This is a genomic window from Caballeronia sp. BCC1704 (assembly GCF_902833455.1).
GTDB lineage: Bacteria > Pseudomonadota > Gammaproteobacteria > Burkholderiales > Burkholderiaceae > Caballeronia.
This window is the reverse complement of record NZ_CADFFT010000003.1, coordinates 549,079-565,525: the sequence shown is the minus strand read 5'-3', so window position 1 is coordinate 565,525 and position 16,447 is coordinate 549,079. Positions and strand designations below refer to the sequence as shown.

Below are 16,447 nucleotides of genomic sequence, written 5' to 3'. Positions count from 1 at the left end.
GAGATCCGAACCATGAATACACCCAACAGCAGCAATCCGCCGGTCACGTCGGTGCATGCGAAGCACAACCGGCACGGCGCCTATGTGGCGTCGCGCGTCGCGGTCAATCTGCTCAAGCTGCGCATCTTTATCGCGCTATTCGCGATCATCATCGTGTTCTCGCTCGCCACCGAGAGCTTCCTCTCGACCGGCAACCTGCTCATCATGGCGAAGCATGTCACCGTGGTCGCGATTCTTTCTATCGGCATGACGCTCGTGATCCTGACGGGCGGTATCGACTTGTCGGTGGGCTCCATCGTCGGCATTAGCGGCATGGCGGCGGGATACCTGTTGCTCGAAGGCGTGAAGATCGGGCATCACATCGTGTTCTTCAATCCGTGGGGCGTGACGATCATCGCGTGTTTGCTGGGCGCGTTGATCGGCGCGGTGAACGGTTATCTCATCACCATGCTCAACGTCGCGCCCTTCATCGCGACGCTCGGCATGCTTTACGTGGTGCGCGGCGCGGCGCTGCTGGTCAACAACGGCAGCACCTTCGCGGACCTCGAAGGCAATCCGGCACTCGGCAACACGGGCTTTGAGTTCATCGGCAACGGCACGATTCTCGGGCTCTCAATGCCGGTGTGGATCATGCTTGTGCTCGCGGCCATTACCATCTTCGTTGCGCGAAAGACGCCGCTCGGCCGCCGCATCTATGCCATCGGCGGCAATGAGCAAGCGGCGCGATTCTCGGGAATCCGAACGAATCGCGTCAAGCTATTCGTCTACATGTTCTCGGGATTCTGCGCGGCGATTGTCGGACTCGTGATCACGGCGCAGTTGCAGACGGCGCACCCGTTGACGGGACAGACCTACGAACTGAACGCCATCGCGGCGGTCGTGCTCGGCGGCACCGCGCTCATGGGCGGGCGCGGTACCGTGTTCGGCTCGGTCGTCGGTGCGTGCGTGATCAGTATCCTGGGCGACGGCATGGTGATGTGCGGCATCAGCGATTTCTGGCAGATGGTCATTAAGGGCCTCGTCATTATCTTCGCCGTGGTCATCGACCAGTTGCAGCAGCGCCTGCAGTCGCGCATGGTTTCGCTGACCGCGTGAGGAAGAAACCATGAGCCATATTCTCGCCATCGATCAGGGCACGAGCGGCACGAAGGCCCTCGTCTTCGACCAGACCGGACAGGTTCATGCGCGCGGCTTCGCGCCGGTTACATGCACCACGCCGCGCACGGGCTTCGTCGAACAGGATGCGAATGCGTTGTACGCATCCGTGCTGAAAGCCGTGGACGAATGCCTGAGTGGATTCAAAGGCGACATCGCGGGCATCGGCATATCGAATCAGCGCGAGACGGTCGTCTTATGGAACGCGAAGGGCGAGCCGATCGCCCCAGGCGTGTCGTGGCAATGCCAGCGATCGCTCGGCATTTGCGAACGGCTCAAGCGCGACGGCTTGCAGCCGCTCATCGCGCAAAAGACGGGCTTGCTGATCGACCCGTATTTTTCAGGCACCAAACTTATCTGGCTCAACGAGAACGATGAACGCGCGCGCGCGCATATCGCGGCGGGCGACGCGTACTTCGGCACGGTCGATAGCTGGCTGCTGTATCGGCTGACGAACGGCGCGGCGTATCGCACCGACGTGACGAATGCGTCGCGCACCATGCTGCTCAATCTTCGCACGCTGGAATGGGATCGCGAACTCATCGAGACGTTCGGCCTGCAAGGACTGCGCTTGCCCGAACTTCGGCCGTCTGCGTCCGACTTCGGCATGACCGATTTCGACGGCCTGCTCGACGCGCCATTGCCTATCCTCTCGATGATCGGCGATTCACACGCCGCCGCCGTCGGCGAAGGGTGCCTGAGTCCCGGTGTCGCGAAGGCGACGATGGGCACGGGATCGTCCATCATGATGAACGTCGGCGGGAAGGCGCGCGAGCCCGAACACGGCCTCGTCTCGACGCTCTGCTTCGCTACCGACAAGCGCGTGGACTACGCGCTAGAAGGGATCATCATCAGCGCAGGATCGACGCCCGCGTTTCTGAAGGAAAAGCTCAACCTGTTCGACGATTTCGCCAAGGCCGAGCAGGCGTTCACCGAGTATGACAACGGCGGCGTATTCGTGATTCCATCGTTCTCGGGCATCGGCTGTCCGCACTGGAAGTATCCGGGCGGCGCGCAGATCGTCGGACTCAACTTTTCGACGTCGTGGCAGCATGTGGCGCGCGCGGCGTATGAATCCATCGTCTATCAGATCAAGGACGTCATCAACGTGATGGAGCAGGCTGCCGACGTGCCGCTCGCGCAGTTGTACCTCGACGGCGGCCTCACGCAGCGTCCGTTTCTTTTGCAATTTCTGTCGGACACGTTGAATCGGCCTGTCAGCACGCTCGCGGTCAGCGAGATTTCGGCGTCGGGCGCGGCGGCGCTCGCGGCGTATCAGGCGGGCCTCGCCGCATCGCTCGACGATTGGCAGACGCATCGTGTCGTGGCACGACGCGTTGAGCCCGGCAGCGGTGTCGAAGCGGCTGCGGAGAATCATGCGCAATGGCTGCGATGGATCGAGCGTCTTTAACTCCCGGAGAATCTCAGTGGCGCAACAATTGAAGCGGTTCGAGAACAAAGTCGTGGTCGTGACGGGTGGCAGTCGTGGCATCGGTCTCGCCATTGCGGAGCGGTTCGCGCAGGAAGGCGCGAAGGTGTGCGTCAGTGCGAACGAAAAGAGCGTTCACGATGCGGCCGCCCGTCTGCGTGAATCGGGCTTCGACGCGCTTTCCGTCGAAACGGACGTGACGGATAAGGCTCAGGTCGTCGCACTGTATGAGGAAGTCGCGAGCAAGCTCGGCGAAGTGGACGTGTCGGTGCAGAACGCGGGGGTCATCACCATCGCCAAGTTGCCGGACCTGACTGAAAGCGAGTGGGACAAGGTCATGGCCGTGAATACCAAGGGCGTTTTTCTGTGCTGCCAGGAAGCGGCCACCCGCATGCTGCGCGCGGGTAAAGCGGGTCGGCTCATCAACACGGCGTCGGGTCAGGCGCGGCAGGGTTTCGTCTACACGCCGCATTACGCTGCGAGCAAGTTCGGCGTGCTCGGCATCACGCAGAGTCTCGCGAAGGAACTCGCGCCGACCGGCATCACGGTGAACGCGTTCTGCCCGGGCATCATCACGACGGACATGTGGTCTTATAACGACGAAGCGTGGGGCAAACTGCTCGGCGATTACAAACCCGGCGAGCTGATGGCCGAATGGGTCGCCAATATCCCGATGAAACGTGCCGGCAATGGCGGTGACGTCGCGGGCCTGGTGACATTCCTGGCCTCGGACGACGCCGCGTACATCACCGGTCAGACGGTCAACGTGGACGGCGGCATGTTCATGTCGTGATGCGATGATGAGCATGTGTCGTTCGGGATGACTAAGTAAATGTCGACGCGCAACGTTGCGACGTGCGCTTATGACCCGGCTTCATATCGATAGGCGCAACAAGGGCTGTGCGTTCCGCAAGGCGCGTCCTATACTGGGCGCCCTGACCCGACACTCTCCCCGGCGCCCCAAGCATGCCGCGAACCCCCCGCATTTCATCGCCTTCCGCGAATTCCGACACGGCGGCATCGCCATTGCGCCGCCGGATGTTGCGCGGTCTCGCCGTCTCGGCAGTGGTGGCGCCGAGCGCCAACGCTGCGTCCTCGCTGTTGCAGCCGCTCGCGGTTCAGCCGTGGACGCGCACGCCGGGCGCGCCGATTCTCGAACATCCATATGGCGTGCCGTCGCCGCACGAAGCGAACGTCGTGCGCCGCGCGGCCCGTGCGTTTCCCGTGCCAGGCCAGGCTTCGTCGCTGACGCCGCTCGCCGATCTGCATGGCGCGATTACGCCGAACGGGCTCGTCTACGAGCGGCATCATGCGGGCGTGCCGGACATCGATCCGGAGCAGCACCGGCTCGCGATTCATGGTCTCGTGCGCGAGCCGAAGCTCTTCACGATGGACGACTTGCTGCGCCTGCCATCCGAATCGCACGTATACTTCCTTGAGTGTTCGGGCAACACCGCAAGCGAATGGAAAGGGCCGAGCGGTTTGCCGGTTCAGATGACGCACGGCTTGTTGTCGTGCTGCGAGTGGACCGGCGTGCGGCTTTCGACGCTGATCGAAGCCGCAGGCGGTCTCGCGGCCAGTGACAGTCAGTCGCCGCGCTGGATGCTCGCGGAAGGCGCCGACGCCGCCGCGATGACGCGCAGCCTGCCGCTCGATCGCATTCTCGACCGCGCGCTCATCGTATATGCGCAGAACGGCGAGCGCCTGCGGCCGGAGAACGGCTATCCGCTGCGGCTCGTGGTGCCCGGCTTCGAGGGCAATACGAACGTGAAGTGGCTGCGCAGGCTGAAGTTCGTCGACGCGCCGCTGGAAACACGCGAGGAAACGTCGAAATACACGGACCCGGTCGCGAACGGGCAGGCGCGCCAGTTCGTGTTCGAGATGGACGCGAAGTCGGTCATCACGCGGCCGTCGCCGGGGCATCGGCTCACGGTTCACGGCTATTACCCGATCATCGGGCTCGCGTGGTCGGGGCGTGGATCGATTCGCAAGGTCGAGGTGTCGACCGACGGCGGGCGCTCATGGCAGGAAGCGCAACTCGACGGCCCGCCGAAAGATCGCGCGTTGACGCGCTTTCACGCAGGCTGGGTCTGGAACGGCGAGCCTGCCGCGATTCTCTCGCGCGCCACCGATTCGACCGGCTACGTTCAGCCGACGCGCGAGGCGCTGGTCGCCGCACGCGGGCTGAACTCGTACTACCACTACAACGGCATTCAGCAATGGCGCATCGGCGCCGATGGCAGCGTGAAAAATGCATAACGCCCCGGCTCTGAAACATCGTCTGTTGCGGCCGTTGATGATCGGCGTCGCTGCGGTATCGCTCGCTGCATGCAGCACGCCCGCACGCGATGACGGCTCGCAGAACGCGCTCACGCACGACCCGACCCAGCGCGCGGCCATCGACGCCATCGGCACGCCGTTGAACGCGACGGAAATCGCCGCATGGAACATCGACGTCGCGCCCGATGGCCGTGGCCTGCCCGCGGGCAGCGGAGACGTGGCGACCGGCGCGCACATCTTCGCCGCGAAGTGCGCCGCGTGTCACGGCGCCAACGGCGAAGGCGGCCTGGGCGACCGGCTCATCGGCGGACGCGGCACGCTCGCGAGCGACAAGCCGGTACGCACGGTCGGCAGCTACTGGCCGTATGCCACGACGCTCTTCGACTACATCCGCCGCGCGATGCCTTATAACGCGCCGCAATCGTTGAGCGCAGACGAGGTGTACGCGTTGAGCGCATGGATTCTGAACCGCAACGGCATCGTGCCCGACGACGCGCGGCTGGACGCGCATTCGCTGGCTGCCATCCGCATGCCGAATCGCGACGGCTTCCTGCCGGACCCGCGGCCGGGTCATCTGTGATGTCGCGCGCTCCCCTAATGCGATGAAACGTACTCCGCGCCGGCAAACGGCGGCGGAACGGCGAAGCTTTCGCGCATGCGCTTCGTTTCCGCGGCCGGTGTCGTTCCGAAGAGGCGCTTGAATTCCCGATTGAATTGCGAGGCGCTCGCATAGCCCACCGCATGACAGGCCGCCTCCGCCGTCATGTCCTGACGCACCATCAGGAGACGCGCCTGATGCAGCCGCGTCGACTTGAGATACTGCATGGGCGACGTGTGCGTGATGGCCTTGAAATGACTGTGGAAGGTCGGCACGCTCATGCCCGCTTCGCGCGCCAGTTGCGTGAGATTGAGCGGCTGCGCGTAGGTCGCGTGAATGCGGCGCAACGCCTTGCCGATCTTGCCGAACTGCCCCTGCATCGCGAGCGCCGAGCGCATCGCATGACCTTGCGCGCCGGTCAGCACGCGAAAGTACAGCTCACGCACCAGCGCGGGACCGAGAACGGCTGCATCGAGCGGCCGGCTCAACGCTTGCAGAAAGCGCAGGACCGACATACGCAAGTCGGCATCCATCGGACTCGACATCATGCTTTGCGGTGGTTCCGCGCGCGCCGGCATGTGATGACGGTCGATCTGAATCATCAGCTCTGCCGCCACCTGAAAATCCAGATGCATGTAGATGGCCAATAGCGGATGCTCAGGCGTCGCGTCGGTTTCCATCGTGAAGGGCACCGGCACTGCCACGGCCAGATAATGCAGCTCGTCATACAGATACACCTGATCGCCGAAATAGCCGCGCTTGCGTCCCTGACAGACGATCACGATGCCCGGATCGTAGAGCACAGGCGTGCGCGACAACGCGCGGTCCGAACGCAGGATGCGCACGTCGGGTAGCGGCGTCAGGTTGTAGCCTTCATTCGGCGCCAGTGCGCGCAGCAGGTCCACGATACGCTGCCGCGATGCGGCGGTCTCTTTCGATGACATCGAGGGGGACGATAAGAATAGGCAATAAAAGCAGAATATCCGGCCTTAGAGCGCGTTGGTGCAAAGAATACTATGCACTCTCTTTCATTTCATCGTAGAGGTGCATATGTCATTCGAACGGACTCTGCTCATCACCGGCGTCAGCAGCGGCTTCGGCCGGGCACTCGCTCAGGAAGCGCTCGCGGCAGGCCATCGCGTGATCGGCACTGTGCGAAGCGAGCAGGCGAAGCAGGACTTCGAAGCCCTCGCGCCGGACAGGGCCGTGGGCCGCCTGCTCGACGTGACGGACTTCGACGCGATAGACGGCGTCGTGGCCGAAATCGAGTCGACCGTCGGTCCCATCGACGTCCTCGTCAACAACGCGGGCTACGGTCACGAAGGCGTGATGGAAGAATCGCCGCTCGCCGAGATGCGTCGACAGTTCGACGTGAACGTGTTCGGCGCGGTCGCGATGATGAAGGCGGTGCTGCCCGGCATGCGCGCGCGGCGCAAGGGTCACATTCTCAACATCACGTCGATGGGCGGTTTCATCACGATGCCCGGCATCGCCTACTATTGCGGCAGCAAGTTCGCGCTGGAAGGCATCTCCGAGACGCTCGCGAAGGAAGTGAAATCGTTCGGCATTGCCGTGACGGCAGTGGCGCCAGGTTCGTTCCGCACCGACTGGGCTGGCCGCTCGATGGCGCGCACGCCTCGTTCGATTGCCGATTACGATGCGCTCTTCGATCCCATTCGCCGGGCGCGCGAGGAAAAGAGCGGCAAGCAGCTCGGCGACCCGCTTAAGGCGGCGCGCGCGATGCTGGCCGTCATCGAGAGCGACGCGCCACCCGTGCATCTGTTGCTCGGCAGTGACGCGCTCGGTCTGGTGCGCGACAAGCTGACCGCGCTCGCTGACGAAATCAGTCAGTGGGAAACGCTCACGCGATCCACTGACGGCTAATGCGGCGACATGCGTTAGCTGAGTCGCTTCCACGCCTGATGTCGAAGGGCCTCGCGAAGCGTGGATGCGTTCCATGCTTCGTCGAGCGCCCGGCGCATCAGCGCTTGCTGGCTCTCGGGCGCGAGACCGCCCACTGGCGGATCGCGATCGAGATTGGTCGGGAACGCATAGCCTTCAGCGGTCGATGCAATCACGCAGTCGATGTCCCTCGCAGTGAACTGTCTTCTCGCCTGATAGTCCAGCAGCACGGGATAAACGGCTTCGCACATGCGCATGCGGTCGAGCGTTTCCATCGCGCGCCCGTACGCCGAAGAGATCTGCAAGAGATTCGCCATGCGCTGCACGTCTTGCGTGCGGTTCGCGCCGGCCGCATGGAATAGCGCGGGATTGAAGAAGAGCGCGTCGCCCTTCGCGAGCGGCAACTGCACGCAGTGCATTTCGAAGAAGTCGCGAAAGTCGGGACGTCGCCACGCGAGATAACCCGCTGCGTAACGCTGCGAAAACGGAAGCAGCTTCGTTGGCCCGCTTTCAATCGGCATGTCGCTGTGCGCGACGGCGCCCTGAAGCGTCAGCAACGGCGACATCGTATGAACATGCGCCGGGAAACGCTGCACTTCTTCAACCGTCTGAAAGCCGAGATGGTAGTCCCGATGCGCTTGCTGCGCCGCGCCGCCAGGACGAACGACGTTGACCTGCGTGGTCATCTGAAAGCCGGGTCCGAGCCACGCCTGCGCGACGCTCGCGATGAACGCGTTCGAGAAATATCGCGCGAAAACCGAGGGCGCCGCGAGACAGAGCTTTTCGTGCGCATTCCAGATGCGGTCGTTCGCGCCTGCTTTGGCGAAATGGTCGGCGCCGCGCGTGCCCGATTCGCGTTCCTGTCTGATGATCGAATTGAAGATATGCGTCGCGTCGTCGACGGGCGATGCATCGTGAAACGCGTGCTTGAGCACGAGCACGCCCGCGCCGTCGAGCAGCACGTCCGCCCATTCGGCCTGCAACGCCTGCTGCCCGACAGGATCGATCAACGCTTTATCAAGCGCGCGGCAATCGTAGATGGGAATATCGCGTTGCGTCTCGGCCGCGAATCGCAGGACCACATCGCTCTTTCTTCGCAGCTGGTGCGCGAATGCTTCGAGCGAGCAGTCGCTTTCGCGATACCAGTTCGTTGCTAACCTCTCGTGTCGTTCATTCGTGGCATCCATGTCTCGCTCCGATTTTTTCCCTAGCATAGACGCATCGTCGCGGCGCGCGTTACCATAAACGCATCAAAAAACCATCAAAATCCAGGCGTTTCGATGGCTCATCGGTTCCTCGTGAAGGAGATCGCCCTGCAGGCGGGCGTCGGCGTCGCCACGGTGGATCGCGTGTTGAACGGGCGCCCCAACGTGCGCGAAGGCACGCGCAGACGCGTCGAGCAGGCGATTCGCGAGCTGGAGAAGCAGGCGCTGCAACTCGCGACGACGGGACGCAAGCTCATCATCGATGTCGTGGCCGAAGCCCCGGCCCGGTTCACCACCGAGATTCAGGACGCACTCGAAGCGGAGTTGCCCGCGTTCCATCCCGTCGTGCTACGACCGCGTTTCTTCATGCGTGAAACGATGCAGACCGCCGAGGTTGTCGAAACGCTTCACGCAATCGGCAGGCGAGGCAGTCATGGCGTGGTGCTGAAAGCGCGTGACGTCCCCGAGATTTCCGAGGCGATCGGCGTGTTGAAGACAATCGGCATACCGGTCGTAACCACGTTCACGGACATTCCGCTGTCGGCACGCATCGCCTATGCGGGGCTGGACAATCGCGTGGCGGGCGCGACGGCGGCGTATCTCATCGGCCAGTGGCTACGCGGTCTTAACGGAACCGTGCTCGTCACCATGAGCGACGAAGGCTTCAGAGGAGAAGAAGAGCGCGAGTCGAGCTTTCGACGCGCGCTGCGCGTGAGTTATCCGAACCTCGATTTGCTCGACGCGAGCGGCGGACACGGCCTCAACATGCAAACCGAAGCGCGCATGCGCAAAGTCGTGACGACCCGTTCGAAGATTGCGGCGGTGTACTCGATGGGCGGCGGCAATGCAGCCGTGCTGAAAGTGCTGGAGGCGGCGAACCAGCGCCCGCTTTGCTTCATCGGGCATGATCTGGACCGCGACAACATGGGCTTGCTGCGTGAGCGGAAGGTACAAGCGATTCTTCATCACGACTTGCGTCAGGACATGCGTTCAGCTTGCCAGCACATCATGCACTATCATCGGCTTATTCCTGCTTCTGCGATTGCGCCGTCTTCTTCCGTCGTCGTGGTCACGCCCGAGAATATCCCCGAGCATATCGCGAGCCGGTTTCGCTGAACGCATGGTTATTTGTCGCCGTCAGCGTCGCGCTTCGAGCCACTCGTCCGCGCCTCCGAAGTGATCCGCTCAAGGAATCGCCTTGCGCTCGCGAAACTCATCGAAGAGACGCAGGAACATGTCGGTGCTATCGACGACATCATGAAAGCCAGCCTGCCGGATCTTGGTCGTGCTGGAGATCACGTCCCAGTCGCAGCGGAAGATGAAGTCGCCGAAGCCCCAAACGGCGACGTGCTCGTAGGGAATATCGACGAGACCGTACTTCTTCACCATGCGCTCCCACAGCGGCCCCTTGTCCGCCATGTAGTCGCGCAGGCTGATGGTCTGCGGTTCGGCGAGCGGCATGTCGAGATGATCGGCGATGGCGGGCCACAGCTGATCCCAGCGAAATACATCGCCGTTCGTGAGGTTATAGCTCTCGCCGCCGGGCGCGTCGGTCGCCGCCCACACGGACCCGCGCGCGAGCTGCGCGGCATCGGTGACTTGCGCGAGCTTGCCGTAGCACGTCGCGGTGCCCGGGAAACGCAGCGGCAGTCCGAGTTCCTTGCTGATCGCGGCATACACGGCGATGACCATCGAGAGATTCATCGGATTGCCGAGCGCAAAGCCGCACACCACATCGGGGCGAAGCACGACCGCATCCCAGTGCTTGTCCGCCGCTTCCTGTACGAGCCAGTCTTCCATGTCGTAGTAGAAGTTCGGCGGCATGTGTCGCGGATCGTCTTCGCGCGCGGGCGTTTTGAAGCGGCCGAGGTGCGCGCCGTAATACTTCGCGCCTTCGTATAACACGACGCGCTGAAGCGCCGACGAACTGTCGGATACGACGCTCACCAGATTGCGCAACATGCCGAGGTTCACGTCGATGAGCGCTTGCGGCGTGGGCTTTTCCTGATACGCCGCGTGAAAGATGTGCGTGACGTCGCCGAGCCCGCCGAGCTTCGCGCGCACGTCTTCCGGATCCAGCAGATCGACGGCAATGTGCTCGCCGGGTTGCGCTTGATCGGGCGTGCGTCGTGACAGACCGATGACGTCCCAATCCGGCAGCGACGCAAGATGATCGACGAGTTGACGTCCGATCACGCCGACGCCGCCCGCCACGAGTGCTTTATAGCGTTTCATGCCTGGCCCTGAGAGTGAAGTGCTTGGCGTGTGCACAGCAATCGCCGCACCAAGGGCCGGCTCGCCACTTCGATGCAGATCAGGTCAGCGCCTGATTCGCCGCCAACGCCCGCGCCCTCAAGCGGTTGATGCTGGCGAACAGCAGCACGGCGAAGACGATCAGCATCGTCGCGACGGCGAGAATGGAAGGATCGATGGCGTCGCGAATGCCGCTCCACATCTGACGCGGCACTGTCTTCTGATCCGGGCCGCCGATGAAGAGGATCACGATGACCTCGTCGAACGATGTTGCGAACGCGAACACGCTTCCGGTCGCGACGGCAGGCGTGATGAGCGGCAACGTGACGCGACGAAACGCGATCCAGGGCGTCGCGCCGAGGCCCGATGCGGCCCGCAACAGGCTCTGATCGAAGGACAACAACGACGCCGTCACCGTGATGACGACGAAGGGCGTACCGAGCGCGGCATGCGCGAGCACGACGCCGGGATACGAATTCACCAGCCCGAGCGGCGCGAAGATCAGATAGAAGCCTGCCGCGACCACGACGATAGGCACGATCATCGGCGAGATCAGAATGGGCATGACGACCGAGCGCAGCGGAAACTGCGAGCGCGACAAGCCGAGCGCCGCGAGCGTGCCGAGACATGTGGCAATCAAGGTAGAGGCCGCGCCGATGCCGATGCTGTTCAACAATGCGCGCTGCCAGTCGCCGCTCGTCAGCGCCTTTTCGTACCAACGAAACGAGAAGCCCTCCATCGGATACGAAAAGTAGGATCCCGAATTAAACGAGAGCGGGATGATGGCGAGAATCGGCGCGATCAGAAAGAACAGGACAAGCGCGGTGTGCAGGCGCACCCAGCCCGCAGCGATGCGTTCCGTCAGCACCGTGTTCCGTTTGTCTTGCATGAGCTTTCCTCCGGATGGGTCGAATCAACCGAAGCGCAGCCGGTCGATGCCGACGATGCGGTTGAACAGGAAATAGAACACCGCCGTGAAGATCACGAGGTAGGCCGACAGCGCGCCCGCGAGACCCCAGTTCAGTTGCGTGTTCGTCTGAATGGCGATGAGCTGGCTGATCATCTCGTCGCCAGCGCCGCCGAGCAGCGCGGGCGTGATGTAGTAACCGAGCGCGAGTACGAAAACGAGAAAGCATCCCGCGCCGACGCCGGGCAATGTCTGCGGCACATACACGCGAACGAAAGCCGTGAACGGATGCGCGCCGAGCGACTTGGCGGCGCGCATATAAACGGGCGACACGCTTTTCATCACCGAGTAGATCGCGAGGATCATGTACGGCAAGAGGACATGCGTCATGCCGATCAGCACGCCCGTGCGATTGAAGATGAGCGGTACCGGATGCGTCGCGAGTCCGAGTCCTGACAGCACGCTATTGATGACGCCGCCCGGTTGCAGCAGCACATACCACGCGGTGGTGCGCACGAGCAGCGACGTCCAGAACGGCACGATCACGAAGAGCATCAGCCGGTTGCTGGTCTTCGCGGGCAGATTTGCGAGCAGCCAGGCAACCGGATAGCCGAGCACGAGGCACAGCAGCGTGACCGTCGCGCTGATGGATACCGTGCGGACAAAGGCTTCGCGATAGACGGACGCGTTCGCCGGCATCGACGCGATCGTGCCTTGCGGCGTGACCTGCGCATCGACGGCGGCGAGCAGATAGTCGGGCGTCGGCGATTGAGCGGCACGCTTGAGCAGACGCCAGATTTCTGGCGAGTTCCAACGCTCGTCGATATCGATCAACGCGGGCTTCCATGCTTTCGGCGTGTCGTCATGCAGCTTGCGGGCGGCGCGCATCAACAAGCTGCGGAACTCGGGCTGCGCGAAGTTGAGACGCCGCGCGATGGTGCCGAGCTGACCGCTTTCCTGCGCTTCCTTCAATCCGGATGCGAGGAGGGCGAAAGTATGTTCATCCGGTACGCCCTGACCGTCCCATGCATTCAATGCGCGCGCGAGCGCGGGCATGCCGTCCGGCACTTCGTGGTTCTGCGCGCTGCGCGCAAGCAGCAGCGCAATCGGTGCGATGAACGTAGACAACAGAAATACGATCAACGGCAACGCGAGCAGAAGCGCCCGCATCGAGGCGCGTCGTTGCGCCTTGTTGTACGACGCGCGGCCTTCGGCGTTTGCGTGCGAGCCGGCGGTCGTCGCGTGAATCGATGCGGGCATGTTCGTCCTCTCTTATGCCGTGGCCGCTTATTGCGTCAGCCAGACCTGAAAGCGCTTGTTGATGGCGTCTGCGTTGTCGGCCCAGAAGTTCGCGTTGATCTGCACGGCGCGCTTGAAGTTCGCGGGCGCGGTCGGCATGTCGGCGAGACGCTGCTTGTCGACGAGCGCGACGGCTTCCTTGCGCGGCGGCGCATAGGCGATGTACTTCGACAAATCCGCCGATGCCTTCGGCTGCGCCTGCGACACGATGAACTTCGAGGCCAGGTCGGCGTTCTTCGCGCCGGTCGGAATGGCCCACCATTCGAAGTCGTAGACCTGCGCGTCCCACACGGACTTGAACGGCTTGTGGTCCTTCCTCACGGCATCGTCGATGCGGCCGTTATACGCTTGCACCATCACGACGGCGCCATCGGCGAGAAGCTGCGGCGCCTGCGCGCCCGACTCCCACCACACGATGTCCTTCTTGATGGTGTCGAGTTTCTTGAACGCGCGATCGACGCCCGCGGGCGTGCCGAGCACCTTGTACACATCCTTCGGATCCACGCCATCGGCGATCAGCGCCCACTCCAGCGTCACCTTCGGCGACTTGCGCAGGCCGCGCTTGCCAGGGAATTTCTGCGTGTCGAAGAAGTCGTTGACGGTGGAAGGCGCGCTCTTCAGCTTGCTCGTGTCATACGCATAGACCGTCGACCAGACCATGCTCGCGACCGCGCAATCGCTGAGCGATCCGGGAATGAAGTCGCTGGTATTGCCGAGAGACTTCTTGTCGAATTTCTGGAGCAGACCTTCGTCGCACCCGGTGATCGCATCGTTGGTTTCGAGGTCGATCAGGTCCCATGTCGTGTTCTTGGCCTGCTCCATCGCGGAGAGTTTGGCGAGGCCGCCATCATACGATTCGAGCGAGAACTGCGTGCCGGTGGCCTGCGTGAACGGGTCCATCCACGCCTTCTTGGCCGCGGCTTCGAAGGCGCCGCCGAACGTGACCACATGCAGCGTTTCAGCGGCGTGCGAAGTCATGGTGCCGAAGGCGAGTAGGGCGAGTGCGGCGCATTGTGCTTTGATTTGAGTGCGCATGTCAGTTGGCTCCTGCGGGTGCGGTCGTGATGAGGGAAGGGGTTGGCGAGGTGGAAGAAGGGGTCGCGCTCGCGCGAGGCGGGGCGCTCATCGCGAGAATCTTGCAGTCGTCGTGGCGCCATGCGACATCGATCATGTCGCCGGATGACGGCAGCGCGTGACGCTGCGTATTGGGCACTTTCACGACGATCGCGTCGCGCGAGCCGAGCGTCAGATGCACGCGATGATGATCGCCGCAATACACGAGTTCGTTCACGCGGGCGCGAACGACGTTGTCGTGCTCGTCGAGATGCATGCCTTCCGCGCTCGGGATGTGAGCGCGCTCGGGGCGCAGCGCGAGCATGGCTTCGTCGCCGACGCGCAGGCCGGACTCGCATCGGCCGCGAATGATGCTGCCGTCGGAAAGCGCGAACGTCGCCCATGAGCCGTCGCAGGTCATGACGCGTCCGGTCAAGCCATTGTTCTCGCCGACGAAGTTCGCGACGAACGCGTTCTGCGCGTTTTCATAGAGCTCGCTCGGCGTGGCCACTTGCTGAATGCGTCCATCGGAGAACACGGCGACGCGGTCGGACATGGTCAGCGCCTCGGCCTGATCGTGCGTTACATAGACGATGGTCAGCGCTAACTCGCGATGCAGCCGCATGATTTCGTACTGCATGGTCTCGCGAAGGCGCTTGTCGAGCGCGCCGAGCGGTTCGTCCATCAGCACGACGCTCGGCTCGAATACGAGCGCGCGCGCGAGCGCGACGCGCTGTTGTTGCCCGCCCGAAAGCTGTGCCGGCCGCCTGTTAGCCAGATGCGGCAATTCCACCATTTCGAGCGCGCGCTTCACACGTGTCTTCAGATCCGCACGGCTCACGCGCCGCACCGAGAGCGGGAACGCCACGTTCTCGGCAATCGTCAGATGCGGAAAGAGCGCGTAGTTCTGAAACACCATGCCGATATCGCGCCGATGTGGCGGCTTGTCGTCGAGGCGCTTGCCATCGAGCCGGATCTCGCCCTGCGTCGGCGATTCAAAACCGGCGAGCATCATCAGCGTGGTGGTCTTGCCCGAACCGGAGGGCCCGAGCAGCGACAGGAATTCTCCCTTGCTTACGTCGAGGTTCAAGCCGTCGACGACGTAATTCGCGCCGTCGTACGATTTGCTCACGCCCGAGAATGAGATGAAGGAAGGGTTCGACATCGTGATGGCGTCCTGTCGTTCTTACTGCGATTTCAGCTTGCCCGCGAGATATCGCGCGAAGTCATAATTGGGCCGCTCGAGATGGCTCAGATGTCCCGGCTTCGCCAACGGCGCATGCACGCCGCGAAACACGGCTTGCACGCCGCGCTTGTCTTCGGCGTTCACTTCGTCGAGCAGTTTCTTGAGCGTTGCCATGTGCGCGTTGGCTTCCGGATCGGCGATGAATTCCGGCGCGAGTCCGCCGCCGAAGCGGATATGCACGCGGCCGACGCCCTCCGGTTGAAGCACGAGATACCAGAAGTAGCCGGGAGTCAAGGTCACGAGATGCGTCGGATAAATGGCGAGCAGCGCAGTGGTCTTGCGCCAGTGCCCCGACAAGCGCGTGTTGTCCGGGTGCGCATTACCAATGGGCAACGAGGCTTCTTTCGTGATCCAGTGATAGTTGAACGCCGCATGACCCGGCGGACATTCCATCTCTTCCAAACGCGAGTGGGGGCCTACGGTCGCGCGATGCAGCATCGGCAGGTGATAGCTCTCCATGAAGTTCTCGGCGAGTATCTTCCAGTTGGTGTCCCACACGTGCTCTTCATAGAACGTTTCGATGTAGTCGGTCATGCCGTACGCTTCGATCAACGTGTCCAACTCCGCGAGTTGTTTGCCGACGGGTGGCGCGTTCGCATCCAGCGTTACATAGATCCAGCCTTGCCATTCTTCACATCGCACGGCGGGCAGCTTGTAGCTTTCCTTGCAGAAGCCTTCTTGTCGGTCCATCAGCGGCGCGCCTTTCAACGCGCCATCGAGTGAATAGTTCCACGCGTGATAAGGACACACGATACGTCGCACGTTGCCGCGTCCTTCGAGCAATATCGACATGCGATGCAGGCATACATTGGACATCGCCTTGAGCTGCATGTGGTCGTCCCGCAAGACGACCACCGGCTGCGCGGCGATGCGCGCGGTGAGATAGTCGCCCGGGGCTTTCAGCGCGCTCGCGCGCCCGACGCATTGCCATTCGCGCGAGAAGATGCGCTCTTCTTCGAGCGCGAGAAAGTCGGCCGACGTATAAACGCCGGGCGGCATCGCATGGGCGTCGCTGAACGGGCGGTCGCATCCATCGCGCAATGCGTTCATCAGCTCGTTCAGGTGCGCCATGACGATTTCCTCCTCGTTCAGTGAGCAGAAGCGCCTCTTCTTTTATAGG

The 16,447-nt window shown here is 62.7% G+C and carries 15 protein-coding genes; 7 read left to right on the top strand and 8 right to left on the bottom strand.

Annotated features, from left to right (window positions below; translation table 11 throughout):
- The first annotated feature begins 12 nt into the window (after positions 1 to 12).
- The 5 genes from HWX53_RS18130 (at position 13) to HWX53_RS18110 (ending at position 5,444) form a co-directional block, all read left to right on the top strand.
- Positions 13 to 1,095, top strand: a complete 1,083-nt coding sequence (locus HWX53_RS18130) for an ABC transporter permease (protein ID WP_208454800.1) — start codon at positions 13 to 15, stop codon at positions 1,093 to 1,095.
- Between the two features lie 10 nt (positions 1,096 to 1,105).
- Complete coding sequence (locus HWX53_RS18125) at positions 1,106 to 2,566, top strand: FGGY family carbohydrate kinase (RefSeq protein ID WP_175943349.1); 1,461 nt, start codon at positions 1,106 to 1,108, stop codon at positions 2,564 to 2,566.
- 16 nt (positions 2,567 to 2,582) lie between these two features.
- Entirely contained in the window at positions 2,583 to 3,377 is a 795-nt protein-coding gene (locus HWX53_RS18120; protein WP_208454799.1) for a glucose 1-dehydrogenase, read from the top strand.
- Between the two features lie 173 nt (positions 3,378 to 3,550).
- Positions 3,551 to 4,843, top strand: a complete 1,293-nt coding sequence (gene soxC, locus HWX53_RS18115; RefSeq protein ID WP_175943347.1) for a sulfite dehydrogenase — start codon at positions 3,551 to 3,553, stop codon at positions 4,841 to 4,843.
- Complete coding sequence (locus HWX53_RS18110; protein ID WP_244140175.1) at positions 4,836 to 5,444, top strand: cytochrome c; 609 nt, start codon at positions 4,836 to 4,838, stop codon at positions 5,442 to 5,444. The genes soxC and HWX53_RS18110 overlap by 8 nt, the downstream gene beginning before the upstream one ends.
- Before the next feature lie 14 nt (positions 5,445 to 5,458).
- On the opposite strand, the gene HWX53_RS18105 is transcribed toward HWX53_RS18110, so the two are convergent.
- A complete protein-coding gene (locus HWX53_RS18105) occupies positions 5,459 to 6,406 on the bottom strand; it encodes an AraC family transcriptional regulator (protein ID WP_175943345.1) in 948 nt (315 codons plus the stop codon).
- Positions 6,407 to 6,512: 106 nt separating this feature from the next.
- Here HWX53_RS18105 and HWX53_RS18100 point away from each other — a divergent pair, with 106 nt between their 5' ends.
- Positions 6,513 to 7,346 (top strand): oxidoreductase, encoded by an 834-nt coding sequence (locus HWX53_RS18100; RefSeq protein ID WP_175943343.1) that lies wholly within the window; start codon positions 6,513 to 6,515, stop codon positions 7,344 to 7,346.
- Between the two features lie 14 nt (positions 7,347 to 7,360).
- On the opposite strand, the gene HWX53_RS18095 is transcribed toward HWX53_RS18100, so the two are convergent.
- Positions 7,361 to 8,551: a phytanoyl-CoA dioxygenase family protein gene (locus tag HWX53_RS18095; protein WP_175943341.1), complete on the bottom strand. Its 1,191-nt coding sequence runs from the start codon at positions 8,549 to 8,551 to the stop codon at positions 7,361 to 7,363.
- 93 nt (positions 8,552 to 8,644) lie between these two features.
- On the opposite strand from HWX53_RS18095, the gene HWX53_RS18090 reads away from it, so the two are divergent.
- The gene (locus HWX53_RS18090) at positions 8,645 to 9,685 is read left to right on the top strand and encodes a LacI family DNA-binding transcriptional regulator (RefSeq protein WP_175943339.1); all 1,041 of its coding nucleotides are present in this window, start codon (positions 8,645 to 8,647) and stop codon (positions 9,683 to 9,685) included.
- Positions 9,686 to 9,754: 69 nt separating this feature from the next.
- Here HWX53_RS18090 and HWX53_RS18085 read toward each other — a convergent pair whose 3' ends face one another.
- From HWX53_RS18085 to HWX53_RS18060, 6 genes are all read right to left on the bottom strand, one after another.
- Positions 9,755 to 10,804, bottom strand: a complete 1,050-nt coding sequence (locus tag HWX53_RS18085; RefSeq protein ID WP_175943337.1) for an SDR family oxidoreductase — start codon at positions 10,802 to 10,804, stop codon at positions 9,755 to 9,757.
- Positions 10,805 to 10,883: 79 nt separating this feature from the next.
- A complete protein-coding gene (locus HWX53_RS18080; RefSeq protein WP_175943335.1) occupies positions 10,884 to 11,711 on the bottom strand; it encodes an ABC transporter permease in 828 nt (275 codons plus the stop codon).
- 24 nt (positions 11,712 to 11,735) lie between these two features.
- A complete protein-coding gene (locus HWX53_RS18075; protein WP_175943333.1) occupies positions 11,736 to 12,989 on the bottom strand; it encodes an ABC transporter permease in 1,254 nt (417 codons plus the stop codon).
- Between the two features lie 27 nt (positions 12,990 to 13,016).
- On the bottom strand, positions 13,017 to 14,063 hold the full coding sequence (locus HWX53_RS18070; protein ID WP_175943331.1) for an ABC transporter substrate-binding protein: 1,047 nt from the start codon (positions 14,061 to 14,063) through the stop codon (positions 13,017 to 13,019).
- Between the two features lies 1 nt (position 14,064).
- Positions 14,065 to 15,246: an ABC transporter ATP-binding protein gene (locus HWX53_RS18065; RefSeq protein WP_175943329.1), complete on the bottom strand. Its 1,182-nt coding sequence runs from the start codon at positions 15,244 to 15,246 to the stop codon at positions 14,065 to 14,067.
- A gap of 21 nt (positions 15,247 to 15,267) precedes the next feature.
- Entirely contained in the window at positions 15,268 to 16,398 is a 1,131-nt protein-coding gene (locus HWX53_RS18060; RefSeq protein WP_175943328.1) for an SRPBCC family protein, read from the bottom strand.
- Positions 16,399 to 16,447 lie beyond the last annotated feature (49 nt).

Coding starts and splice junctions, on each gene's coding strand:
- soxC (WP_175943347.1), top strand. CDS start 3,551: ATGCCGCGAACCCCCCGCATTTCATCGCCTTCCGCGAATTCCGACACG.
- HWX53_RS18095 (WP_175943341.1), bottom strand. CDS start 8,551: ATGGATGCCACGAATGAACGACACGAGAGGTTAGCAACGAACTGGTAT.
- HWX53_RS18105 (WP_175943345.1), bottom strand. CDS start 6,406: ATGTCATCGAAAGAGACCGCCGCATCGCGGCAGCGTATCGTGGACCTG.
- HWX53_RS18075 (WP_175943333.1), bottom strand. CDS start 12,989: ATGCCCGCATCGATTCACGCGACGACCGCCGGCTCGCACGCAAACGCC.
- HWX53_RS18080 (WP_175943335.1), bottom strand. CDS start 11,711: ATGCAAGACAAACGGAACACGGTGCTGACGGAACGCATCGCTGCGGGC.
- HWX53_RS18110 (WP_244140175.1), top strand. CDS start 4,836: ATGCATAACGCCCCGGCTCTGAAACATCGTCTGTTGCGGCCGTTGATG.
- HWX53_RS18060 (WP_175943328.1), bottom strand. CDS start 16,398: ATGGCGCACCTGAACGAGCTGATGAACGCATTGCGCGATGGATGCGAC.
- HWX53_RS18085 (WP_175943337.1), bottom strand. CDS start 10,804: ATGAAACGCTATAAAGCACTCGTGGCGGGCGGCGTCGGCGTGATCGGA.
- HWX53_RS18090 (WP_175943339.1), top strand. CDS start 8,645: ATGGCTCATCGGTTCCTCGTGAAGGAGATCGCCCTGCAGGCGGGCGTC.
- HWX53_RS18065 (WP_175943329.1), bottom strand. CDS start 15,246: ATGTCGAACCCTTCCTTCATCTCATTCTCGGGCGTGAGCAAATCGTAC.
- HWX53_RS18125 (WP_175943349.1), top strand. CDS start 1,106: ATGAGCCATATTCTCGCCATCGATCAGGGCACGAGCGGCACGAAGGCC.
- HWX53_RS18130 (WP_208454800.1), top strand. CDS start 13: ATGAATACACCCAACAGCAGCAATCCGCCGGTCACGTCGGTGCATGCG.
- HWX53_RS18070 (WP_175943331.1), bottom strand. CDS start 14,063: ATGCGCACTCAAATCAAAGCACAATGCGCCGCACTCGCCCTACTCGCC.
- HWX53_RS18100 (WP_175943343.1), top strand. CDS start 6,513: ATGTCATTCGAACGGACTCTGCTCATCACCGGCGTCAGCAGCGGCTTC.